The 22685-nt window shown below is 70.7% G+C and carries 17 protein-coding genes; 11 read left to right on the forward strand and 6 right to left on the reverse strand.

Annotated features, from left to right (window positions below):
- Positions 1-4: 4 nt before the first annotated feature.
- Genes ACFYV1_RS04295 through ACFYV1_RS04310 form a run of 4 tightly spaced genes read right to left on the reverse strand, consistent with a single transcriptional unit; the run spans position 5 to position 5785 of the window.
- Positions 5-865 carry a 2Fe-2S iron-sulfur cluster-binding protein gene (locus ACFYV1_RS04295; RefSeq protein ID WP_389393806.1) on the reverse strand — a complete coding sequence of 287 codons (861 nt, stop codon included), beginning with the start codon at positions 863-865 and terminating at the stop codon, positions 5-7.
- On the reverse strand, positions 862-2838 hold the full coding sequence (locus tag ACFYV1_RS04300) for an NADH-ubiquinone oxidoreductase-F iron-sulfur binding region domain-containing protein (RefSeq protein ID WP_389393807.1): 1977 nt from the start codon (positions 2836-2838) through the stop codon (positions 862-864). Before ACFYV1_RS04300 ends, ACFYV1_RS04295 begins: the two co-directional genes overlap by 4 nt.
- Positions 2829-4754, reverse strand: coding sequence for a molybdopterin oxidoreductase family protein (locus ACFYV1_RS04305; RefSeq protein WP_389393808.1), 1926 nt, complete (start codon positions 4752-4754; stop codon positions 2829-2831). Before ACFYV1_RS04305 ends, ACFYV1_RS04300 begins: the two co-directional genes overlap by 10 nt.
- Positions 4751-5785: a 2-dehydropantoate 2-reductase gene (locus ACFYV1_RS04310; protein WP_389393809.1), complete on the reverse strand. Its 1035-nt coding sequence runs from the start codon at positions 5783-5785 to the stop codon at positions 4751-4753. Before ACFYV1_RS04310 ends, ACFYV1_RS04305 begins: the two co-directional genes overlap by 4 nt.
- A 248-nt stretch (positions 5786-6033) precedes the next feature.
- On the opposite strand from ACFYV1_RS04310, the gene ACFYV1_RS04315 reads away from it, so the two are divergent.
- From ACFYV1_RS04315 to ACFYV1_RS04325, 3 genes are all read left to right on the forward strand, one after another.
- Positions 6034-6981, forward strand: coding sequence for a beta-ketoacyl-ACP synthase III (locus tag ACFYV1_RS04315; protein ID WP_389393810.1), 948 nt, complete (start codon positions 6034-6036; stop codon positions 6979-6981).
- 26 nt (positions 6982-7007) lie between these two features.
- Entirely contained in the window at positions 7008-7469 is a 462-nt protein-coding gene (locus ACFYV1_RS04320) for an NUDIX domain-containing protein (protein WP_389393811.1), read from the forward strand.
- A gap of 144 nt (positions 7470-7613) precedes the next feature.
- Complete coding sequence (locus ACFYV1_RS04325) at positions 7614-8291, forward strand: GntR family transcriptional regulator (protein ID WP_389393812.1); 678 nt, start codon at positions 7614-7616, stop codon at positions 8289-8291.
- A 13-nt stretch (positions 8292-8304) separates the two neighbouring features.
- Here the strand turns inward: ACFYV1_RS04325 and ACFYV1_RS04330 are convergent, their stop codons facing one another.
- Complete coding sequence (locus tag ACFYV1_RS04330) at positions 8305-9378, reverse strand: FAD-dependent monooxygenase (RefSeq protein ID WP_389393813.1); 1074 nt, start codon at positions 9376-9378, stop codon at positions 8305-8307.
- On the opposite strand from ACFYV1_RS04330, the gene ACFYV1_RS04335 reads away from it, so the two are divergent.
- Positions 9377-9991 carry a TetR/AcrR family transcriptional regulator gene (locus tag ACFYV1_RS04335; RefSeq protein WP_389393814.1) on the forward strand — a complete coding sequence of 205 codons (615 nt, stop codon included), beginning with the start codon at positions 9377-9379 and terminating at the stop codon, positions 9989-9991. The two genes, ACFYV1_RS04330 and ACFYV1_RS04335, sit on opposite strands and share 2 nt — an antisense overlap.
- A gap of 140 nt (positions 9992-10131) precedes the next feature.
- Here the strand turns inward: ACFYV1_RS04335 and ACFYV1_RS04340 are convergent, their stop codons facing one another.
- Positions 10132-10752, reverse strand: a complete 621-nt coding sequence (locus tag ACFYV1_RS04340) for a dihydrofolate reductase family protein (protein ID WP_389393815.1) — start codon at positions 10750-10752, stop codon at positions 10132-10134.
- 260 nt (positions 10753-11012) lie between these two features.
- On the opposite strand from ACFYV1_RS04340, the gene ACFYV1_RS04345 reads away from it, so the two are divergent.
- From ACFYV1_RS04345 to ACFYV1_RS04375, 7 genes are all read left to right on the forward strand, one after another.
- Positions 11013-12194: an ROK family protein gene (locus tag ACFYV1_RS04345; protein WP_389393816.1), complete on the forward strand. Its 1182-nt coding sequence runs from the start codon at positions 11013-11015 to the stop codon at positions 12192-12194.
- 306 nt (positions 12195-12500) lie between these two features.
- Positions 12501-14015, forward strand: coding sequence for a sugar ABC transporter ATP-binding protein (locus ACFYV1_RS04350; RefSeq protein ID WP_389393817.1), 1515 nt, complete (start codon positions 12501-12503; stop codon positions 14013-14015).
- Between the two features lie 6 nt (positions 14016-14021).
- A complete protein-coding gene (locus ACFYV1_RS04355; RefSeq protein ID WP_389393818.1) occupies positions 14022-15059 on the forward strand; it encodes an ABC transporter permease in 1038 nt (345 codons plus the stop codon).
- Between the two features lie 60 nt (positions 15060-15119).
- Positions 15120-16166: a substrate-binding domain-containing protein gene (locus tag ACFYV1_RS04360; RefSeq protein ID WP_389393819.1), complete on the forward strand. Its 1047-nt coding sequence runs from the start codon at positions 15120-15122 to the stop codon at positions 16164-16166.
- Between the two features lie 84 nt (positions 16167-16250).
- A complete protein-coding gene (locus ACFYV1_RS04365) occupies positions 16251-17465 on the forward strand; it encodes a Gfo/Idh/MocA family protein (protein WP_389393820.1) in 1215 nt (404 codons plus the stop codon).
- Positions 17466-17495: 30 nt separating this feature from the next.
- Positions 17496-18503, forward strand: a complete 1008-nt coding sequence (locus tag ACFYV1_RS04370; protein WP_389393821.1) for a sugar phosphate isomerase/epimerase family protein — start codon at positions 17496-17498, stop codon at positions 18501-18503.
- Between the two features lie 435 nt (positions 18504-18938).
- Complete coding sequence (locus tag ACFYV1_RS04375; RefSeq protein WP_389393822.1) at positions 18939-22634, forward strand: ThuA domain-containing protein; 3696 nt, start codon at positions 18939-18941, stop codon at positions 22632-22634.
- Positions 22635-22685: the final 51 nt, after the last annotated feature.

The raw sequence follows: 22685 nt of genomic DNA on the forward strand, positions 1-22685 counted from the left end.
GAGATCAAACCCGATTCTGTACGTGTTGGTAGCCGAAACGGCCCTTGATGCAGAGGTTGCCGTGGGTCACCGGGTTGTCGTGCGGCGAGGTGACCTTGACGATCTCATTCTCCTGCACGTGCAGGGTCAGGTTGCAGCCGACGCCGCAGTACGCGCACACGGTCGTGGTCCGCGTCTGCGCCGGTTCGTCCCAGGTGCCGGCCGCCCGCATGTCGAACTCCGACTTGAAGGAGAGCGCCCCCGTGGGGCACACCTCGATGCAGTTGCCGCAGTACACGCACGCCGAGTCGGTCAGCGGCGCGTCGTGCTCCGCGGAGATGCGGGAGTCGAAGCCGCGGCCCGCGACGGCGATGGCGAACGTGTTCTGCCACTGCTCGCCGCAGGCGTCCACGCACTTGTAGCAGAGGATGCACTTGTCGTAGTCACGGACGTACAGATCGTTGTCGATCCTCGGTTCCTCGTTGACGCGGGCCGCGTCGGTGCCGAAGCGTTCGGGCTTCGCCTCGTACTCCTTGATCCACTCCGCGGCGCGGGGTGTCGTGGACAGGTCGGTGGACGAGGCGAGCAGTTCCAGCACGACCTTGCGGCTGTGCCGGGCACGCTCGGTGTCGGTCCGCACGGTCATGCCGGGCTCCGCGCGGCGCGAGCACGCCGGGGCGAGGGTCCGCGCCCCCTCCACCTCCACGACACACACGCGGCAGGCGTTCTTGGGCGTGAGCGTGTCCCCCTCGCAGAGCGTCGGTATGTCCTTGCCCGCGGACCGGCACGCGTCGAGGATCGTGTCCCCTTCCGGGACCCGTACCTCCTGCCCGTCGAGGGTGAACTCGACGAGCCTGCGCGGCATGTGGAGATCGATGGCGGTCATTCGTAGGCTCCCAGCCGGTCGATGGCGGATTCGACGGCGTTCCAGGCGGTCTGCCCGAGGCCGCAGATCGAGGCGTCCCGCATGGTCCGGCCGACCTCGCGCAGAAGGGCGATGTCGTCCGCGGCGGCCGCGCCGGTGCGGTCCTTGATGCGGTGCAGCGCCTCCTCCTGGCGGACCGTGCCGACCCGGCAGGGCACGCACTGGCCGCAGGACTCGTCGCGGAAGAACTCCGCGATGCGCAGCAGGACGCGCGGCAGCTCCACCGTCTCGTCGAGGACGAGGACCACGCCCGACCCGAGGGTGGTGCCGGCGTCGCGCGTGCCCTCGAAGGTGAGCGGGATGTCCAGCTCGTCGGGGCGTACGAAGCTGCCGGCGGCGCCGCCGAGGAGGACCGCACGCATGGTCTCCGGGGGCCCGGCGAGGTCGATCAGGTCGTTCAGGGTGGCACTCGTGCCGCCGAACGGGAGCTCGTAGACGCCGGGGCGGTCGACGTTGCCGGAGACGCAGAACAGCTTGGTCTCCTCGGACCGGTCCCTGCCGGTGAGGATGGGCAGGACGTTGACGAGCGTCTCGACGTTGTTGACGGCGGTGGGTTTGCCGAAGAGACCCTTCTCCACGGGGAACGGCGGCTTGGTGCGGGGCTCGCCCCGGTAGCCCTCGATGGAGTTGAAGATCGCGGTCTCCTCGCCGCAGATGTAGGCGCCCGCACCGCGCCGGATCTCGATGTCGAAGGAGTAGCCCTGGCCGAGGACGTCGTCGCCGAGGAGGCCGCGGGCGCGGGCGGAGTCGATGGCGTTCCGCAGCAGGGCGAGGGCCCGCGGGTATTCGCCGCGCAGGTAGAGGAAGCCCTTGTGGGCGCCGATGGCGTAGCCCGCGACGGTCATCGCCTCGATGAGCGCGTACGGGTCGCCCTCCATCAGGACACGGTCCTTGAACGTGCCCGGCTCGCTCTCGTCGGCGTTGCAGACGAGGTAGTGGGGGCGGTCCGGCTGTGACGCGGTCGCCTGCCACTTGCGCCCCGTGGGGAACGCGGCGCCGCCGCGACCGACCAGGTTCGCGTCGGTGACCTCGCGGATGACTCCGGCGGGGCCCAGGGCGAAGGCGCGGCGGAGAGCGGCGTAGCCGCCGTTCGCCCGGTAGTCGTCGAGGGAGGCGGGGTCCACGACGCCGACGCGTCGCAGCAGCACGAGTCCCGGCTGCCCGGCCTGCGGCACGGCCACGCGGGCATCCGGCTCCGGGGGAGCGGACCGCGGGGCGGTGGTGGCGGAGGCGAGGGCGGTGGGGGTGAAGGGGGCGATGACGGCGGTGGCGTACGCGGCTTCTTCCCCGCCCCGCCCGTTCCCGTGACCGGGGGCTTCGACTCCGTCGTCGTGTTCGGCCTGTCCGGTGATTGAGGACACCGCCGGAGGCGGTACGGGGTCCGGGGCGGAGTCCCGTTTCCGGGAAGGGGCGGGGTGGGGGACGGCCCCGTGCAGCGGCCCCGCCCCTGGCCCCGCCGCGCCCGCGCGGATCAGCAGCGCCGCCGGGGCGCGCTCGCACAGGCCGAGGCACGGGCTCGGCTGGACGGACACGTCCGGACCGAGGGCGTCCGCCGCGGACAGTGAGCCGCCGCGCGCCGCGCACGCCAGGTCCGTGCAGACGTGCAGCACCTTCGCCGGGCGGGGCCGTACGGAGAACATGGCGTAGAACGTCGCCACCCCGTACGCCTCCGCCGGCGGCACCGTCAGCCGCCGGCAGATGTAGTCCAGCGCGCCCTCGCTCAGCCACCCCACCCGGTCGTTGACCGCGTGCAGCGCCGGCAGCAGCAGGTCGCGGCGGTCGCGCGCCGCCGCTCCGCCCCGTGCCCAGCGCAGTTCGTCGGACGAGCGCCCGGTGCCGCCCTCCCAGCCGGTCTCCGGCGGCCCCAGCAGCGCGTCGACCGCCTCCCGCTCCTCGTCCGTCGCCTTCGCCGCGTCCGTGAATCTCAGGTCCATGCCGGCACCAGCTTCTCGATGCGCACCGCGGACGCCTTGAACTCGGCGGTGCCCGCGATCGGACAGTTCGCCTCGATCGTCAGGGAGTTGGTGTCGACCTCGTCGGGGAAGTGCATCGTCATGAACGCGAGCCCGGGGCGCAGCCCAGGATCGACCCACACCGGGGCCGTCACGGAGCCGCGCCGCGAGGAGACGCGCACCTCCTCGCCGACCCGCACCCCGTACGCCTCCGCGTCCTCGGGACAGAGCTCGATGTACTCGCCGCGCCGCAGCGGAGAGGCGAAACCGCCGCTCTGCACACCGGTGTTGTACGAGTCGAGCCGCCGCCCGGTCGTCAGCCGCAGCGGATACGCCTCGTCGGTGAGGTCGACCGGCGGGTCGTGCCGTACGAGACCGAACGCGGCCGGCGCACCGCGCCGGTCCGGGTCCTTCTCCCACAGCCTGCCGTGCAGGAAGCTCGACGGGAGTTCCTCGACGTCGGGGCACGGCCACTGCAGGCCCTGGTGCTCGTCCAGCCGCTCGTACGTCATGCCGAAGTGGTCGGGCGACAGCGAGCGCAGCTCGTCCCAGACGGCCTCGGAGTCGGCGAACTTCCAGTCGTGGCCGAGGCGTTCGGCGACGTCGCAGATGATGGCGATGTCCTCGCGGGCCTCGCCCGGAGGGGTGAGCGCGGCCCGTACCCGCTGCACCCGCCGTTCGCTGTTGGTGGTCGTGCCGTCGGTCTCCGCCCAGCCCGCCGTCGCGGGAAGCACCACGTCGGCCAGCTCGGCGGTCCTGGTGAGGAAGATGTCCTGTACCACCAGGTGGTCGAGGGACTCGAGCCGCCGCACGGCCTGGCCGGTGTCGGCCTCCGACTGGGCCGGGTTCTCGCCGATGCAGTACACCGCGCGCAGGTCGCCGCTCTCCATCGCCTCGAACATCTCGGTCAGGGTCTTGCCGTAGCGCGGCTGGATGGCGGCGCCCCAGGCGCGTTCGAACTTCTCGCGCGTCCCGGGGTGGAGGATGTCCTGGAAGCCGGGCAGCCGGTTGGGGATCGCGCCCATGTCGCCGCCGCCCTGCACGTTGTTCTGGCCGCGCAGCGGCTGCACCCCGGCGCCGTACCGGCCGACGTGGCCGGTGAGCAGGGCCAGGTTGATGAGCGCGCGGACGTTGTCGGTGCCGTTGTGGTGCTCGGTGATGCCGAGCGTCCAGCACAACTGGGCGCGCTCCGCGGTCGCGTAGGCGTGCGCCAGCTCGCGGATCGCCTCTGCGGGCACTCCGGTGACCTTCTGCGCGGCGCTCGGCGTCCAGGGCTCCACCAGCTCGGCGTACTCCTCGAAACCGGTCGTGGCACGGTCGACGAACGCGCGGTTGACGAGGCCCGCGTGGATGATCTCCCGCCCGACCGCGTGGGCGAGCGGGATGTCGGTGCCGACGTTGAGTCCGAGCCAGCCCTCCGCCCATTCGGCGGTCGAGGTGCGGCGCGGGTCGACGGCGTACATTCTCGCCCCGTTCCGTATCCCCTTCAGTACGTGCTGGAAGAAGATCGGGTGCGCGAAGCGGGCGTTGGAGCCCCACATCACGATCAGATCGGTGTGGTCGACCTCCTCGTACGAGGAGGTGCCGCCGCCTGAGCCGAAGACCGCCGACAGGCCGGCCACGCTGGGGGCGTGGCAGGTGCGGTTGCACGAGTCGACGTTGTTGGTGCCCATGACGACACGGGTGAACTTCTGTGCCACGTAGTTCATCTCGTTGGTGGCGCGGGCGCAGGAGAGCATCGCGAAGGCGTCGGGGCCGTACGTCTCACGCGTTCGCCGGAAGCCTGCGGCGGCCCGCTCCAGCGCCTCGTCCCAGCTCGCCCTGCGCAGCTGCCCGTCGTCGTCGCGGACCAGTGGATGGGTGAGCCTCGGATACCGCTTCTGCGGCTTCTTCTTCATGCTGCGCTCCCTGTTGAGGGCGTCGAGGTCGTTGCGGTGGTCGCGGTTGTTGCGGTGGTCGAGGTCGTCGCCGTCGTCGCGAGGAGGTCGGCCAGCGCGTGCACGGCGCACAGCTTCGGTACGGGGGTCTTCGTCAGTGCGGCCAGTTCGACGACGGCCGCGAGCAGCACGTCCAGTTCGAGCGGCTTGCCCTTCTCCAGGTCCTGGAGGGTGGACGTCTTGTGGTCGCCGACGCGCTCGGCGCCCGCGAGGCGCCGTTCGACGGAGATCCTGGGGCGGCAGCCGACGGCGGCCGCGACCTCCAGCGTCTCGTGCATCATCGTCTCGACCAGCGCCTTGGTGTCCCGGTGGCGGCAGATCTGCGCCATGGTCGCCCGGGACAGGGCGCTGATCGGGTTGAACGAGATGTTGCCGAGCAGCTTGATCCAGATGTCGTCGCGCAGGTCCGGTTCCACCGGGCACTTGAGTCCGCCGGCGGTCATCGCGTCGCTGAATTCGACGCAGCGCCGCGACACGGTCCGGTCGGGTTCGCCGATGGAGAAGCGGGTGCCTTCCAGGTGCCGTACGACGCCCGGTGCCTCGAGTTCGGTCGCCGCGTAGACGACGCATCCGATGGCCCGCTCGGGCGGCAGCGTGGCGCTGACCGCGCCGCCCGGGTCGACGCTCTCGATGCGGCGGCCGGTGTAGGGGCCGGGCAGACCGTGGAAGTACCACCACGGGATGCCGTTCTGCGCGGCGATGACGGACGTGCCCGCGTGCAGCAGCGGATGCACCAACGGCCCCGACCGCGCGTAGGAGTTGGCCTTGAGGCCGAGGAAGACATGGTCGACGGGCCCGACGGACGCGGGGTCGTCGGTGGCGTGCGGGCGGGCGGTGAAGTCACCGCGGGGGCTGAGCACCCGGACGCCGTCGCGGCGCATGGCCTCGAGGTGTGCGCCGCGGGCGATGAGATGGACCTCGGCGCCGGCGCGATGGAGCGCGGCCCCGACATACGCGCCGATGGCTCCGGCGCCGACAACTGCGACTTTCACGGGGCTCTCCGTTCGGTTGACGACCGAGCGAGGGCGGATTGTGAGGAGGGTGAGTCGACAGAATATTGTCTACAGTATGCTTTCAAGGTGGTCAAGGGTCGTGCCCGCGGCGCTTCGCCGCAACCCCGCCACCCTTCGGGAAGCTCCAAAGTCCGGGCCCGGAAGCTGTGGGAACACTTGCCGTCGTACCGGGCGGTAGCAGCCAAGACTGGGTGGTTCCTGCCTTCTGATCGAGGAGAACGTCATCCATGACCGGCTCACGTGTCGTCGCGCTCGGGCACTACCAGCCCGCCAAGGTGCTCACCAACGACGACCTGGCGGCCATGGTCGACACGAGTGACGAGTGGATCCGCAGCCGCGTCGGCATCACGAGCCGGCACGTGGGCGGCCCCGACGAGCCGGTCGACGAGATGGCCGCGCACGCCGCGGCCAAGGCGCTGGCGGCCGCCGGGCTCACGCCGGCCGACATCGACCTGGTCCTGGTCGCCACGTCCACCGCCGTCGACCGTTCGCCCAACACCGCCGCGCGGGTCGCGGCACGACTGGGCATGGGCTCGCCCGCGGTGATGGATCTCAACGTCGTCTGCGCGGGATTCACCCACGCGCTGGCCACCGCCGACCACACCCTGCGGGCGGGAGCGGCGACCCGGGCGCTGGTCATCGGGGCGGACAAGATGGCCGACATCGTCGACTGGACCGACCGCTCGACGTGCGTACTGGTCGGCGACGGTGCCGGTGCGGCGGTCGTGGAGAGCGTCCCCGAGGGGCAGGAGCCGGGGATCGGCCCGGTGCTGTGGGGCTCGGTTCCCGAGATGGGGCACGCCGTGCGCATCGAGGGCACCCCGTCGCGCTTCGCGCAGGAGGGCCAGTCCGTCTACCGCTGGGCCACCACCCAGCTGCCGCCGATCGCCCGCAAGGTCTGCGAGCGGGCGGGCTTCACGCCGGAGGAGCTCGCCGCGGTGGTGCTGCACCAGGCCAACCTGCGGATCATCGAGCCGGTCGCGCAGAAGATCGGCGCGGTCAACGCGGTCGTCGCCCGCGATGTGGTCGACTCCGGCAACACCTCGGCCGCGTCGATCCCGATGGCCCTGTCCAAGCTGGTCGAGCGCGGCGAGATCCGGTCCGGCGACCCGGTGCTGCTGTTCGGCTTCGGCGGAAACCTGTCGTACGCGGGCCAGGTCATCCGCTGCCCCTGACGTGCCGCGGCGGCACACTGAACCGCATGGTGACGAAGCGAAGCGCCGGGCTGCTGCTGTGGCGCCGGCGGCCGGCCGGCGTCGAGGTCCTCATCGGGCACATGGGTGGCCCGTTCTGGAAGGCGCGGGACGAGGCGGCCTGGTCGATCCCCAAGGGTGAGTACACCCCCGACGAGGAGCCGATGGCCGCCGCGCGGCGGGAGTTCGAGGAGGAACTGGGGCTCCAGGCGCCGGTCGGCGACTGGCATCCGCTCGGCGAGGCGCGGCAGCCGGGCGGCAAGGTCGTGACGGTGTGGGCGCTGGAGGGCGACCTCGACACGGCCCTCGTCGTGCCCGGCACCTTCACCATGGAATGGCCGAGGGGCTCCGGCGAGATGCGCGAGTTCCCCGAGATCGACCGGGCGGAATGGCACGGGGTGCGGGACGCGCGGCCGAAGCTGGTGAGCGGTCAGCGGGTCTTCCTGGAGCGGCTCGCTCCGCTCGTGTGACGTGACGGGCGTCTCGGTGTGGCCGGGGATCGCGCTCGGTAGACTGTAGACGATAGCCAATTGACCACAGGGCTGTTCGCCGTTCGCCGCTTGCCGTCCACCGTTGCCGTTTCGCCCGCCTCATCGCCCGGAAGGGGACCGCCGATGCTGTCCGCAGGACTGCCGCAGGGAACCGTGCCCAAGCTGGAACGACCGGGACCGCTGCGTGAGCGCGTGTACGAGGCTCTGCTGGAACTGATCACGACCCGTGCGCTGCGGCCGGGGCAGCACCTGGTCGAGAGTGAACTCGCCGGACATCTCGGCGTGTCCCGCCAGCCCGTCCGCGAGGCGCTGCAGCGGCTCAACACCGAGGGGTGGGTCGACCTGCGACCCGCCCAGGGAGCGTTCGTCCACGAGCCGACCGAGTCGGAGGCCGATCACCTCCTGTCCGTGCGCACTCTGCTGGAGGCGGAGGCCGCCAGACTCGCCGCCGCGAACTCGGGCACGGCCGGCATCGAGGCCCTCGAGGAGCTGTGCGCCAAGGGTGAGCAGGCCGTCGCGGACGACGACGTCGACCTGGCGGTCGCCACCAATGCCGCCTTCCACGCCAAGGTGATGGAACTGGCCGGCAACCCGGTCCTCGCGGAGCTCGCGGGCCAGGTCGACCGGCGTGTCCGCTGGTACTACACGCCCGTCGCCCGGCAGCGCGGACGCCAGTCGTGGATCGAGCACCGCGAACTGATCGCCGCCATCTCCGGCCGCGACGAGAAGCGTGCGACGGAGGTCATGCGGGCGCACACGGAGCACACCCGCAGGACCTACCACCAGCGCGAACAGGCCTGATCGACGGCCGTGTTCAGGCGGGCGGCCGCCCGAACGCGAGCATGAGCCGCATCGCGGTGTCGCGCACCGGCGCGATGCCGGGCGTGTGCACCATCCTGTTCATCAGGCGAGCCACACGCGCCATGCGCTGGGTCGGGACACGACGCTGCGCGTCGTACGAGGCGAGCGCGTCCTCGACCCTTGGGTGCGCGGTCAGTTCACCGGCCAGCGTCACCCCGTCGATCAGCGCCTCGCAGGCGCCCCGCCCCAGGTCGGGAGTCATCGCGTGGGCCGCGTCGCCGACGAGGGCGGTGCGCCCGCTGACGTAACTCGGCAGCGGCAGTGCGAGATCGTGCAGGTCATGACGGAGCACGCCCGCGCCACCCTCTTCGCGCACCCTGTCCAGGACCCGCCGGACGTCGGCATGCCAGTGCCCGAAGTGGCGCTCGAGCTCGGCGAGTTCACCCTCGGGAGCCGTGGCCCGCTCGGGTGCCCGGACGCAGGCGAACCAGTTCGTGCGGCCCTCGGTGTGCGGCGTTATGCCGAAACGGGCGGCGGCCCCCCACGTCTCGACCACCTGGTCCGTGTCGCCCTCGACGATCCCTCGCCAGCAGGTCACGCCCGTGTAGCGGGTGCCGTACGAACTGCCGAACAGGGCTTTGCGCGCACGGCTGTTCAGGCCGTCCGCGGCGATCACCACGTCGTACCCGTCCAGTTCGCGTACGTCTTCGACGGTCTCCCCGAACCGGATCACCCCGTCGTCGAGCGGTGCCGCGAGGGTGTGCAGCAGCGGAACGCGGGAGATCAGGTACACGGGGTCGCCGGTGCGGCGCTTCAGTCCCGCCACGTCGACGTCCCCGATGCGGCTGCCGTCCGCCCGTGCGAAACCGCCGCCGGCCTGGGCGCGGGCCTGGGCGCGGATCGCGGCGCCGAGGCCGATGGCGTCGAGCGCCTGCAGGGCGCTCGGCCACATGCCGAGTGCCGTGCCCGTCTCCGGCAGGCCCGGGGCCCGCTCCCGCACCTCCACGTCCCAGCCGTCGGCGCGCAGACCGACGGCGGCGGCAAGGCCGCCGACACCGGCTCCGATGATGATCGCTTTTCTGGCCATGCCTCCACGGTACTATGTTTGTAGTAGTTGCGAGGAAGGTGGCTGGTTCTCCATGGCGGGCAGGCGGGACGAGGTCCTGGACGCGGCGATCTCGGTACTGGCGGCCGGAGGGCTGCGCCGGTTGACGTACCAGGCGGTCGACGGCGCGGCGGGCGTACCCGCGGGCACCACTTCCAATCACTTCCGCACCCGTGACGCACTGGTCGACGGGGTCGTCGCACATCTGGAGCAACTCGACCGCCGCGACTGGGAGTCCTTCGCGGGACTGCCGCTGCCCCAGGGGATCGACGCGCTCGCGTTGGCGCTCGCCCGCATGGTCGAGCACCTGCTCGGCCCGGCCAGGGACCGGACCGGGGCGCGCTATGCCCTCCTGCTGGAGGGCATCGCCCGCCCCTCGGTGCGCGAGCCGCTGGTGCGCGGCCGTGAGTCGCTGGTGCGATGGAGTGCGCAGTGGCTGCGCGCCGCGGGGTCACCGGAGCCGGAGGAGCACTGCCGCGTGCTCTTCGACCTCCTCGACGGGATGATGTTCCACCAGATCACCCTGCCCGCCGACGACTTCCGCGCCGAGCCGGCCATCCGCAGGGTCCTGCCGGCATTCCTGCCACGAGGGTGACCTCCGGGCGGCGAGGGGTCCGGCGGGGTCCGCTTCCGCGACCTCGGCCACGAGGGCGGCCGGACCCCGTGGCGACGACGCCCTCCGGCTCAGGGCACCCGGTGGGTAACGTGTCAGGGCGGCGCTCGACGGGTCACATGTCAGGGCAGCACCCGGTAGGTCACATGCGTGACCAGGCTCGCCGACCGTGACGTCACCTGCTCCATCCTCAGCGGCGGGACGCCCTCGAACACCCGGGTGCCGGCCCCGAGCGTGAGCGGCACGATGTGCAGCCGCAGCTCGTCGACCAGCCCGGCGCTGAGGTACTGGTTGATGGTGGTCGCGCCCCCGAGGACCGAGACGTCGCCGCCGCCGGCCGCCGCGCGGGCGTTCGCCAGTGCCGACTCGATTCCGCCGGTGACGAAGTGGAACGTGGTGCCGCCGTCCATCGGCTGCGGCTCACGCGCGTGGTGGGTGAGCACGAACACCGGTGCGTGAAAAGGGGGTTCGTCGCCCCACCAGCCGTTCCACCGTCGTTCCCACCCGCCACGCACCGGGCCGAACATGTTGCGGCCCATGATGAACGCGCCGGCGGCGGTCATCCCGTCGACCTCGGCCCGGTTCTCTTCGGGAGTGTCGAACATCCAGGCGTGCAGCCTGTCGCCCGAGCCGTCCCCGCCGTCGTCGCCGAAGGGCCGTTCCTCGGTCTGGTTGTGCCCGGCGGAGTACCCGTCGGCCGAGATCGTGATGTCGCAGATCACCTTGCCCATGGTTTTGGTCATGGCCCCATCCTCCTCTTGGGTGAGCGGCGGGTCATCGAGCAACGCCGCCGACGCGCTCGGCCGCCGCCCGACCGCACACGATCACGCCAGGACATGCTCGAACCGGGCTTTGTCCCGAGTGTGGAGAAAGTTGGGTCGGATCTGTGCGCAAGTTCTTCCCAGTTCGGTAAAGCGCTGCTACGTTCCCCTCCAAAGCCCGACGGACACAGCCGACCGGGTCCCCAGCCGAAGGCCAGGGGAGGGAGGGGTACGTGAGACGGATGACCGCTCGACCAGCGAACGCGCACCAGGCGCGACTGCTCCGGCTGCTGCGTGACGGTGGGCCCAACTCCCGTGCACAGCTGGGCGACCAGGTGGACCTGTCCCGTTCCAAGCTCGCCGTCGAGGTCGACCGGCTGCTCGAGACCGGGCTCGTCGTCGCCGACGGACTCGCCGCCTCGCGGGGCGGCAGGCGCTCGCACAACATCCGCCTCGCGCCCGCGCTCCGTTTCCTCGGCGTGGACATCGGCGCCACCTCGATCGACGTGGCCGTCACGAACGCGGAGCTGGAGGTCCTGGGACACCTCAACCACCCCATGGACGTCCGCGAAGGCCCCGTCGCCGTGTTCGAGCAGGTGCTGGCGATGGCCGCGAAGCTCAGGGCCTCCGGTCTGGCCGAGGGCTTCGACGGCGCCGGCATCGGAGTCCCCGGCCCGGTGCGCTACCCGGAGGGCGTGCCCGTCGCGCCTCCGATCATGCCCGGCTGGGACGGCTTCCCGGTGCGGGAGGCGCTCAGCCAGGACCTCGGCTGCCCGGTCATGGTCGACAACGACGTGAACCTGATGGCCATGGGGGAGCAGCACGCGGGCGTCGCACGCTCCGTGGGCGACTTCCTCTGCGTCAAGATCGGCACCGGTATCGGCTGCGGCATCGTGGTCGGCGGCGACGTCTACCGGGGCACGACCGGCAGCGCCGGCGACATCGGCCACATCCAGGTGGAGCCCGAGGGCCGCGCCTGCGCCTGTGGCAACCGTGGCTGTCTGGAGGCACACTTCAGCGGTGCCGCGCTGGCCCGTGACGCGGAGGACGCGGCGCGCGCCGGACGCTCGGCGGAGCTGGCCGCCCGTCTGGAGGCGGCCGGGCAGCTCACCGCGGTGGACGTGTCGGCCGCCGCCGCGGCCGGTGACGCCACCGCCCTCGACCTCATCAGGGAAGGAGGCAACCGGCTCGGCCAGGTCATCGCCGGACTCGTCAGCTTCTTCAACCCCGGTCTCGTCGTCATCGGCGGCGGTGTGACCGGACTTGGCCACACCCTGCTGGCCAGCGTGCGCACCCAGGTCTACCGGCAGTCCCTTCCGCTGGCGACCGGCAACCTTCCCATCGTGCTGGGCGAGTTGGGACCGACCGCGGGGGTCATCGGCGCGGCCCGCCTCATCAGCGACCACCTGTTCTCGCCGGCCTGACCCGGGCCGGACGGCACCACGAGCACGACCCGCACCACTCGTACACGGCTGCACCGCACTGGTCGCGTGGCTCCTACGCCATGCCTGTTCCACCCGCACCGCACTGGTCGCGTGGCCCCTACGCCACGCCTGTTCCACCCGCACCGCACTGGTCGCGTGGCCCCTACGCCACGCCTGTTCCACCCAACACCGCACGCCCCGGCACGCACGCGCGACGCCAGGGGCGTCCGAGAGCCGCCCGTACCCGCACACCTGTACCGATCCGCCCTGCCCGCTCACCGGCCGCACCCGCCGAGGGGATTCGTCATGGCACCACAACCACCCCTGCTCACCATGTCCGGCATCACCAAGTCGTTTCCGGGCGTCCGTGCCCTGGACGGCGTGGACCTGGAGGTCCAGGCCGGCGAGGTCCACTGCCTCCTCGGCCAGAACGGCGCCGGCAAGTCCACCCTGATCAAGGTGCTCGCCGGAGCCCACCAGCCCGACGGCGGCGAGATCACCTGGCGCGGCGAGGCCGTCTCCCTGAAGTCGCCCATCGCCGCCATGCGCCTCGGAATCGCCACCATCTACCAGGAACTCGACCTGGTGGAGGGGCTGTCCGTGGCGGAGAACGTCTTCCTGGGGCACGAGCCCACCGCCGCCGGCTTCGTCGTACGCGGCGCCGCCGCCCGCACGGCCGCCGCCGGACTCCTGAAGCGGCTCGGCCACGGTGAGATAGACCCCGCGCGACTCGTCGGCGACCTGTCCGCCGCCCAGCAGCAGATCGTCTCCATGGCCCGGGCGCTCTCCCACGAGGTCCGCCTGATCGTCATGGACGAGCCGTCGGCCGCGCTGGACCCCGACGAGGTCGACAACCTCTTCCGGATCGTCGGAGACCTGACCGCCGACGGGGTGGCCGTCGTCTACATCTCCCACCGCCTCGAGGAGATCCGCCGCATCGGCGACCGGGTCACCGTCCTCAAGGACGGCAGGGCGGTCGCCGTCGGCCTGCCGGCCGAGTCCACCCCGACCCGCGACGTCGTCGCCCTGATGACGGGCCGAAACGTCGAGTACGTCTTCCCCGAGCGCCCCGACAACGCTGTCGCCGCCGCGAGGGAGCCCGTACTGAGGGTCGAAGGGCTCACCCGGCACGGTGAGTTCGCCCCCGTCGACCTGGAGTTGCGCCCCGGCGAGATCGTCGGCCTGGCCGGGCTCGTCGGTTCCGGACGCAGCGAGATCCTGGAGACGATCTACGGGGCGCGCAGGGCCCACGCCGGCCGCGTGTCCGTCGACGGCACCGCGCTGCGGCCCGGCAGCGTACGGTCCGCCGTCCGTGCGGGAATCGGACTCGCCCCCGAGGAACGCAAGGCGCAGGGGCTGCTGATGCTCGAATCCGTCAGCAGCAACGTCTCCGTCTCCACCCTGTCCCGCTTCTCCCGCGCCGGCTGGCTCGACCGCCGCTCCGAGCGGGCCGCCGCACACCAGGCCGTCAAGGAACTGTCCCTGCGCCCCGACAACCCCGACGCCGCCATCCGGACCCTGTCCGGCGGCAACCAGCAGAAGGCCGTGCTCGCCCGCTGGCTGCTGCGCGGCTGCAAGGTGCTGCTTCTGGACGAGCCGACCCGGGGCGTCGACGTCGGCGCCAGGGCCGAACTCTACGCAGTGATCCGCCGGCTGGCCGACGAAGGCCTCGCCGTACTTCTCGTATCCAGCGAGGTGCCCGAAGTCCTGGGCCTCGCCGACCGGGTGCTGGTGCTCCGCGAGGGCAGCGTCGTGCACACGGCGGACGCCCGGGAGCTCGACGAGCACCGCGTACTCGATCTTGTGATGGAAGGGAGCTGAGACGGCATGACGCAGCCGGCCACCCCGGCGCAGCAGGACGCGCCGATGCCCGCCGCCAAGTCCGCACCGGACAAGGGAGGTGCCCGCCGTCCGCTGGGACTGCGCGCGGATGTCCGCAACCTGTCGCTGCTCGGCGTACTCGCCGTGCTCGTCGCGGTCGGTGGTTTCACCAAACCCGACGAGTTCCTCGCCACGAGCAATCTGCAGCTCGTCCTCACCCAGGCATCCGTGATCGGTGTCGTCACCGTCGGCATGACCTTCGTCATCATCGGCGGTGGGATCGACCTGTCCGTCGGGGCGATCGTGGCGCTCGCCTCCGTGTGGGCGACGACCCTGGCGACACAGGAGTTCGGCTTCGCCGGCATCCTGTTCACGGCCGTGATCGTCGGTGTGGGCTGCGGACTCGTGAACGGCATGCTCATCGCCTACGGGCGGATGGTGCCCTTCATCGCCACCCTCGCGATGCTCGCCTCCGCCCGCGGTCTCGCCCTGCAGATCACGGACGGCAGGACACAGATCGTCACCGTCGACTCGGTGCTCGACCTCGGCATCAGGGACGCCTACATCCTCGGCATCCCGCCGCTGGTCCTGGTCTTCGCCGCGGTCACCGTCATCGGCTGGCTGATCCTGGGCCGCACCACGTTCGGCCGCCGCACCGTCGCCGTCGGCGGCAACGCGGAGGCGGCCCGGCTCGCCGGCATCGACGTCCGCCGGCAGCGGCTCTACCTCTATCTGCTGTCCGGGCTGTGCTGCGGCATCGCCGCCTTCATGCTGATCGTCCTCGCCGGCTCCGGCCAGAACACCAACGGCAACCTCTACGAACTCGACGCCATCGCCGCGGCCATCATCGGCGGCACTCTGCTCAGCGGCGGCCGCGGCACCATCGTCGGCTCCGTCCTCGGCGTCCTCGTCTTCACCACGATCACCAACATCTTCGCCCTCAACAACCTCGAGAGCGCGGTCCAGCAGATCGCCAAGGGCGCCATCATCGTCGCCGCCGTACTCGTCCAGCACCGCACGCTGCGCGGCTCGGGCGAGGCCTGACGCCCGGCTTCGCACCTCTTCCCACCTTGTCGCACCGCCCAGTCGAAGGGTTGATCCGCCATGCCAGAAATCCCAACCACCAGCCGCAGAGGACTGCTTTTCGGCACCGCCGCGATCTCCGCCGGTGCCCTGCTCACCGCCTGCACCAGCAACGAGCCCAAGAAGTCGGAGACGGCCACCGGCAACGCCCCCGTCGCCGACGACAAGCCCGGCAAGGCCGTCACCATCGGATTCGCCGGCCCGCAGGCCGACCACGGATGGCTGAACGCCATCAACCAGAACGCCAAGACCCGTGCCGAGCGCTACTCGGACGTCACCCTGGAGATCACCGAGGGCTCCAACGACACGGCCGCCCAGATCGGCCAGGTCCAGACCCTGATCAACAAGAAGGTCGACGTCCTCGTCATCCTGCCTGCCGACGGCAAGGCGCTCACCCAGATCGGGCTGCAGGCCATGAAGGCGGGCATCCCCGTCGTCAACCTGGACCGGATCTTCGCCTCCCCGCAGGCGTACCGGTGCTGGATCGGCGGCGACAACTACGGCATGGGCCTCAACGCCGGCAACTACATCGGCGAGCAGCTCAAGGACAAGCCGAACGCGAAGGTCATCGAGCTCGCCGGGCTCGACAACCTCGAACTCACCAAGCAGCGCACCCAGGGCTTCGACGACGCCCTGAAGAACTACCCGAACATCAGGAAGGTCGCCCGTCAGGCCGCCGACTTCACCGTCGAGTCCGGCCAGGCCAAGATGGCGCAGCTGCTGCAGGCCCAGTCGCAGTTCGACGCGCTGTGGAACCACGACGACGACCAGGGTGTGGGCGCCCTGCGCGCCATCGCCCAGGCGGGCCGTGACGACTTCCTGATGGTCGGCGGCGCCGGAGCAAAGTCTGCGATGGACGCCATCAAGGCCGACAACAGCGTGCTCAAGGCCACCGTCCTGTACCCGCCGACCATGGCGGCCTCCGCCATCGACCTGGCCCGCGCGCTCGGGCAGGGCAAGGGCGTCAGCGGCATGGCGGAACTGGAGATCCCCGCCTCCCTGACCCTCTACTCGGCCGTCGTCACCAAGGACAACGTCGACGAGTACCTGCCCACGGGCTTCAACTGACCGGCGGCGCGAGGGGGCCCGCCGAGGGCCCCGCCCCCACCGAGCACGACGACGAGTCAGCGCCTTTGACGAGGAGGAATCCGTATGGAACTTCAAGGCAGTGAGGCCGCACCGCCGACACTCGGCGTCGGCATGGTCGGTTACGCGTTCATGGGCGCCGCACACTCCCAGGGGTGGCGCACCGTGGGCCGCGTGTTCGACCTGCCGCTGCGGCCGGTCCTCGCCGCGATCGGCGGCCGTGACGCCACGGCCGTGCGGGCGGCCGCCGACAAACACGGCTGGGCGGCGGCGGAGACCGACTGGCGCGACCTCGTGGCCCGCGACGACGTACAGCTCGTCGACGTCTGCACACCGGGCGACAGCCATGCGGAGATCGCGATAGCGGCGCTGGAGGCGGGTAAGCACGTCCTGTGCGAGAAGCCCCTCGCCAACTCGGTCGCGGAGGCGGAGGCCATGGTCGCCGCCGCCGAACTGGCGAGGGCGAACGGGCAGTTGGCGATGGTCGGTTTCAACTACCGCCGGGTGCCGGCGCTCGCCTACGCCCGCCGGCTGATCGCCGAGGGCAGGCTCGGCACCCTGCGCCACGTACGGGTGACGTATCTGCAGGACTGGCTGGTCGACCCGGACTTCCCGCTGACCTGGCGGCTCGAGCGTGAGCACGCGGGGTCCGGGGCGCTCGGTGACCTGGGCGCCCACATCGTCGATCTCGCGCAGTACCTCGCGGGCGAGCCGCTCGTCGGCGTCTCGGCCCAGCTGGAGACCTTCGTCAGGGAGCGGCCCCTGCTCGAGGGGGCGTCAGCCGGCCTGAGCGCGTCAGGTGGGACGCGGCGCGGACCGGTCACGGTCGACGACGCGGCCGTCTTCACCGGCCGGCTCGCGTCGGGGGCGCTCGCCACCTTCGAGGCGACCCGGATGGCGACCGGCCGCAAGAACGCCCTGCGACTGGAGATCAACGGCGAGCACGGGTCGCTCGCCTTCGACCTGGAGCGGCTCAACGAGCTGTCCTTCCACGACCACCACGAGCCGGCCGCGACCGCCGGTTTCCGCAGGATCCTCGTCACCGAGTCGGAGCATCCGTACCTGGAGGCATGGTGGCCACCGGGCCACGGGCTCGGCTACGAGCACACCTTCGCCCACCAGGCCCGCGACCTGGTGGAGGCCATCGCCTCCGGCACCGACCCGGCGCCGTCGTTCGCCGACGGTCTCCAGGTGCAGCGGGTGCTCGCCGCCGTGGAGGAGAGCGCGCAGAAGAACGCCGTGTACACCCCCGTCCAGGCAGTACAGGCCGAAGTCAGGTAGAGACCCGGCAGAATCCGGTTTGGAGGCGCCATGCCACGCCCGTTCACACTGTTCACCGGCCAGTGGGCCGATCTGCCGCTCGAGGAGGTCTGTTCGCTCGCCCGCGACTTCGGTTACGACGGCCTGGAACTCGCCTGCTGGGGCGATCACTTCGAGGTCGACAAGGCCCTCGCCGACCCGTCCTACCTGGACGGGCGGCACGCGCTGCTGGAGAAGTACGGCCTCAAGTGCTGGGCCGTCTCCAACCACCTGGTGGGACAGGCTGTCTGCGACAACCCGATCGACGAGCGCCATCAGGGCATCCTTCCCGCCCGGATCTGGGGCGACGGCGAGCCTGAGGGCGTACGGCAGCGGGCGGCGGCCGAGATGAAGGACACCGCGCGTGCCGCGGCGGCCTTCGGTGTCGACACCGTCATCGGCTTCACCGGGTCGTCGATCTGGCACCTCGTGGCGATGTTCCCGCCGGTGCCGGAGCGGATGATCGAGCGCGGCTACGAGGACTTCGCGGAGCGCTGGAACCCCGTCCTGGACGTCTTCGACGCCGAGGGCGTCCGGTTCGCCCACGAGGTCCATCCCAGCGAGATCGCCTACGACTACTGGACCACCAAACGCGCCCTGGAGGCGGTGGACAACCGGCCGGCGTTCGGGCTGAACTTCGACCCGAGCCACTTCGTCTGGCAGGACCTGGACCCGGTCGGTTTCCTCTACGACTTCCGGGACCGGATCTACCACGTCGACTGCAAGGAGGCCCGTAAGCGTCTCGACGGGCGCAACGGGCGGCTCGGTTCGCATCTGCCGTGGGGCGATCCCCGGCGCGGCTGGGACTTCGTCTCGGCCGGGCACGGCGACGTGCCGTGGGAGGACGTATTCCGGATGCTGCGCTCCATCGGCTACGACGGTCCCATCTCGGTCGAGTGGGAGGACGCCGGCATGGACCGGCTGATGGGAGCTCCACAAGCGCTTGCTGATCTCAAGCGCTTCGACTTCGACCCGCCCACCGCTTCCTTCGACGCCGCCTTCGGAGGCGGCGACAACTAGTGCCCCTCCCGGCAAGCTTTGCCCTGTCGCGCCGCCCAGACGCACCCTCTCCCCCATAGCCCTTCGGGCATGGGAGGTGCCCCCACCGTTGGCCAAAAGCCCTGGTAGCTCCGCTACAAGGACTTCCGGCCGCCTTGCGATCGCACGCACTGGACGACGCTCCTGCACGGGCAAACATTGCCGGTCACGGCACTAGAACCAGCCAGGTCCGGGCCCGGTGGCGGCTGTGCCGCCGGGCCGGTCCTGCCTGCCCGGGCACGTCTTTGTCCTGAGCTGGGAAAAAGTTCAACTTCTTCGCTGCACAAGGGCTTTCCGTACAGGACGAACCCGGCTACGGTCCCATCTCGTGTACACGACATAGGTGGTTCGGGAGTGACGGCGCACTCCGGTTCCACGGCACACCGCCCGTTCGACCGGCGTTACCGGAGGACATTCGTGCACAGAACAAGGCCCAGAGGCCGCAAGGCACTCGCACTTCTCACCGGCGGCCTGCTCGCCGCCACTTCGCTCGCTCTCACCGCGCCGACCACCGCGTCCGCCGCCGACCCCGAAGCGGCCGTCTCCGCGGCAGCCGAGGAATTCCAGCAGATCACCCTCGCCAAGGGCGGTGAGGAGACCGGCGAGCCGATGTCGCTGGCCGTACTGCCCGACCGCAGCGTGCTGCACACCTCGCGCAGCGGCGAGCTGCGTATGACGGACGCCGCCGGCAACACCCGCGTCGTCGGCACCGTCCCCGTCTACTCGCACGACGAAGAGGGTCTCCAAGGCGTGGGCCTGGACCCGAACTTCGCGCAGAACCGTTTCATTTACCTCTACTACGCACCCCCGATGGACACCCCCGCGGGTGACGCCCCCAATGAGGGCACCGCGGCGGACTTCGCCGAGTTCGACGGCGTCAACCGGCTCTCCCGGTTCGTTCTCAACCAGGACGGCACGCTCGACAACGCCAGCGAGAAGAAGATCATCGACATCCCGGCGACCCGCGGCATCTGCTGCCACGTCGGAGGTGACATCGACTTCGACGCCGAGGGCAATCTCTACCTGTCGACCGGAGACGACTCCAACCCCTTCGCCTCCGACGGGTACACGCCCATCGACGACCGGCCCGGTCGCAACCCCGCGTACGACGCGCGCCGCACCTCCGGCAACACCAACGACCTGCGCGGCAAGATCCTGCGCATCAAGGTGAACGAGGACGGCTCGTACTCCGTCCCCGAGGGCAACCTGTTCGCCCCCGGCACGGAGAAGACCCGGCCCGAGATCTACGCCATGGGCTTCCGCAACCCGTTCCGCTTCAGTGTCGACAAGAAGACCGGCGTCCTCTATGTCGGCGACTACGGTCCCGACGCCGGCACCGCCGACCCGAAGCGCGGTCCCGGCGGCCAGGTCGAGTTCGCCCGGGTCACCGGTCCCGGCAACTTCGGCTGGCCGTTCTGCACCGGAGACAACGACCCGTACGTCGAGTACGACTTCGCCACCAAGACCTCCGGCGCCACCTTCGACTGCGCCAACCTGAAGAACACCTCGCCGCACAACACGGGACTCGTCGACCTGCCGCCCGCGCAGCCGGCCTGGATCCCGTACGACGGCGGCTCCGTCCCCGAGTTCGGCAGCGGTTCCGAGTCCCCGATGGGCGGCCCGGTCTACCACTACGACGCCGAGCTCGACTCGCCGGTGAAGTTCCCCGAGGCGTACGACGGCGACTTCTTCGCCGGTGAGTTCGGCCGGCGCTGGATCAAGCGCATCGACACGGCGGAGGACGGCACCGTCCGCTCCATCAACCCCGTCCCGTGGACCGGCACCCAGGTCATGGACATGGCCTTCGGCCCGGACGGCGCGCTGTACGTCCTCGACTACGGCACCGCCTGGTTCGGCGGCGACGAGAACGCGGGCCTGTACCGCATCGAGAACGCCACCGGCGGACGCTCCCCGGTCGCGGAAGCCTCCTCGAACGTGACCTCCGGGCAGGCCCCGCTGGGCGTCACCTTCTCCTCCGCCGGCACCACCGACGCCGACGGCGACACGCTCACCTACTCCTGGGACTTCGGCGACGGCGCCACCTCCACGGAGGCGAACCCGACGCACACCTACACCGAGAACGGCACCTACACGGCGACGGTGACCGCGAAGGACACGACGGGCCGCACCGGCTCCGCCGGCGTCCACGTCGTCGTCGGCAACACGGCGCCCCAGGTCGAGGTCGAACTGCCCAAGGACGGCGCGCTGTTCGAGTTCGGCGACGACATTCCGTTCAAGGTCACGGTGAGCGACCCCGAGGACGGCACCATCGACTGCTCCAAGGTCAAGGTCAACTACATCCTCGGCCACGACAGCCACGGTCACCCGATCACCTCGGCCACCGGCTGCGAGGGCACCCTCAAGACGTCGGCCGACGGCGGTCACGACCCCAACGCCAACATATTCGGCGTCCTCGACGCCGAATACACGGACGGCGGAGGCGGCGGCCAGGCCGCACTGACCACGCACGACCAGGCGCAGCTGCAGCCGCGCACCCGCCAGGCGGAGCACTTCGACAACTCCGCCGGCATCAACACCTTCGACAAGGGCACCGCACACGGCGGCAAGACCGTCGGCGACATCCACAACGGTGACTGGATCTCCTTCAAGCCGTACAACCTCGGCGGATCCACCAAGCTCACCGCCCGGATCTCCTCCGCCGGCTCCGGCGGCCTCCTCGAAGTGCGCACCGGCTCCGTGAACGGCAAGCTCCTCGGCTCCACCCCCGTACCGGTCACCGGCGGCTGGGACACCTTCCAGAATGTCGACATCCCGCTCAAGGGCGTGTCCGGCAGGACGACCGAGCTGTTCCTCGTCTTCAAGGGCGGTGCGGGAGCGCTGTACGACGTGGACGACTTCACCATCTCCGACGCCCCCGTCGACAAGAAGGACAAGAGGGTCCTGGTCTTCTCCAGGACCGCCGGCTTCCGCCACGACTCCATCCCGGCCGGCGTCGCCGCACTGAAGGAACTCGGCACGACTGCCGGCATCGTCGTCGACTCCACGGAGGCGCCCGGCCAGTTCACGGCCGACAACCTCGCCCGCTACGACGCCGTCGTCTTCCTGTCCACCACCGGTGACGTCCTGAACGCCGACCAGCAGAAGGCCTTCGAGGACTACGTCGCCGCGGGCGGCGGCTACATGGGCGTCCACGCCGCTGCCGACACCGAATACGAGTGGGAGTTCTACGGCGGCCTCGTCGGCGCCTACTTCCACTCCCACCCGCAGATCCAGTCCGCCACCGTCCGTGTCGAGGACGACGCCCACCCGGCCACCGAGCACATCGAAGGCCCCTGGGAGCGCACCGACGAGTGGTACAACTACCGCAGCAACCCGCGTGAGCAGGCCCGCGTGCTGGCCACCCTCGACGAGACGACGTACGAGGGCGGCAACATGTCGGGCGACCACCCGATCGCCTGGTGCCAGACGTACGAGGGCGGCCGCGCCTTCTACACCGGCGGCGGCCACACCAAGGAGTCGTACGCGGAGCCGGCCTTCCGGCAGCATCTGCTCGGCGGCCTCCGGTACGCGACCGGCCAGGTCAAGGCCGACTGCTCACCGCGCACCGGCTACCGCACCATCTTCAACGGCGAGACGCTGGAAGGCTGGAAGCAGGCCGGTCCGGGCAAGTTCAACGTCGTCGACGGCGAACTGCGCACCGAGGGCGGCATGGGCATGCTCTGGTACCAGGCCAAGGAACTCGGCTCGTACTCGCTCAAGCTCGACTGGAAGATGGACGGCGACGACAACTCGGGCGTCTTCGTCGGCTTCCCGGCCTCCGACGACCCCTGGTCCGCGGTCAACAACGGCTACGAGATCCAGATCGACGCCACCGACGCCGCCGACCGCACCACCGGCGCGGTCTACGGCTTCAAGTCGGCGGACATCGAGGCCAGGGACAAGGCCCTGCGGCCGCCCGGCCAGTGGAACAGCTACGAGATCCGGGTCCAGGGCGAACGTCTGCAGATCTTCCTCAACGGAGAGAAGATCAACGACTTCACCAACACCGACGCGGCCCGCAGCCTGAAGGACGGCTACATCGGCATCCAGAACCACGGCGCCGACGACCAGGTGTCCTTCCGGAACATCCAGTTGAAGGAGCTGCCCGCGTAGCCCTGCCGGGCCACGCGGCCGCCATGACCGGGCGGCGGGCGGGGAGGCGCC

Source organism: Streptomyces sp. NPDC003023, from assembly GCF_042888225.1.
In the GTDB taxonomy this organism is placed as follows: Bacteria; Actinomycetota; Actinomycetes; order Streptomycetales; family Streptomycetaceae; genus Streptomyces.

Excerpts from the sequence above, each read along its gene's own strand:
- ACFYV1_RS04345 (WP_389393816.1), top strand. The coding sequence starts at position 11,013 with ATGACCGCTCGACCAGCGAACGCGCACCAGGCGCGACTGCTCCGGCTG.
- ACFYV1_RS04335 (WP_389393814.1), top strand. The coding sequence starts at position 9,377 with ATGCCTCCACGGTACTATGTTTGTAGTAGTTGCGAGGAAGGTGGCTGG.
- ACFYV1_RS04305 (WP_389393808.1), bottom strand. The coding sequence starts at position 4,754 with ATGAAGAAGAAGCCGCAGAAGCGGTATCCGAGGCTCACCCATCCACTG.
- ACFYV1_RS04360 (WP_389393819.1), top strand. The coding sequence starts at position 15,120 with ATGCCAGAAATCCCAACCACCAGCCGCAGAGGACTGCTTTTCGGCACC.
- ACFYV1_RS04365 (WP_389393820.1), top strand. The coding sequence starts at position 16,251 with ATGGAACTTCAAGGCAGTGAGGCCGCACCGCCGACACTCGGCGTCGGC.
- ACFYV1_RS04350 (WP_389393817.1), top strand. The coding sequence starts at position 12,501 with ATGGCACCACAACCACCCCTGCTCACCATGTCCGGCATCACCAAGTCG.
- ACFYV1_RS04340 (WP_389393815.1), bottom strand. The coding sequence starts at position 10,752 with ATGACCAAAACCATGGGCAAGGTGATCTGCGACATCACGATCTCGGCC.
- ACFYV1_RS04315 (WP_389393810.1), top strand. The coding sequence starts at position 6,034 with ATGACCGGCTCACGTGTCGTCGCGCTCGGGCACTACCAGCCCGCCAAG.
- ACFYV1_RS04295 (WP_389393806.1), bottom strand. The coding sequence starts at position 865 with ATGACCGCCATCGATCTCCACATGCCGCGCAGGCTCGTCGAGTTCACC.
- ACFYV1_RS04355 (WP_389393818.1), top strand. The coding sequence starts at position 14,022 with ATGACGCAGCCGGCCACCCCGGCGCAGCAGGACGCGCCGATGCCCGCC.
- ACFYV1_RS04330 (WP_389393813.1), bottom strand. The coding sequence starts at position 9,378 with ATGGCCAGAAAAGCGATCATCATCGGAGCCGGTGTCGGCGGCCTTGCC.
- ACFYV1_RS04370 (WP_389393821.1), top strand. The coding sequence starts at position 17,496 with ATGCCACGCCCGTTCACACTGTTCACCGGCCAGTGGGCCGATCTGCCG.
- ACFYV1_RS04320 (WP_389393811.1), top strand. The coding sequence starts at position 7,008 with ATGGTGACGAAGCGAAGCGCCGGGCTGCTGCTGTGGCGCCGGCGGCCG.
- ACFYV1_RS04300 (WP_389393807.1), bottom strand. The coding sequence starts at position 2,838 with ATGGACCTGAGATTCACGGACGCGGCGAAGGCGACGGACGAGGAGCGG.
- ACFYV1_RS04325 (WP_389393812.1), top strand. The coding sequence starts at position 7,614 with ATGCTGTCCGCAGGACTGCCGCAGGGAACCGTGCCCAAGCTGGAACGA.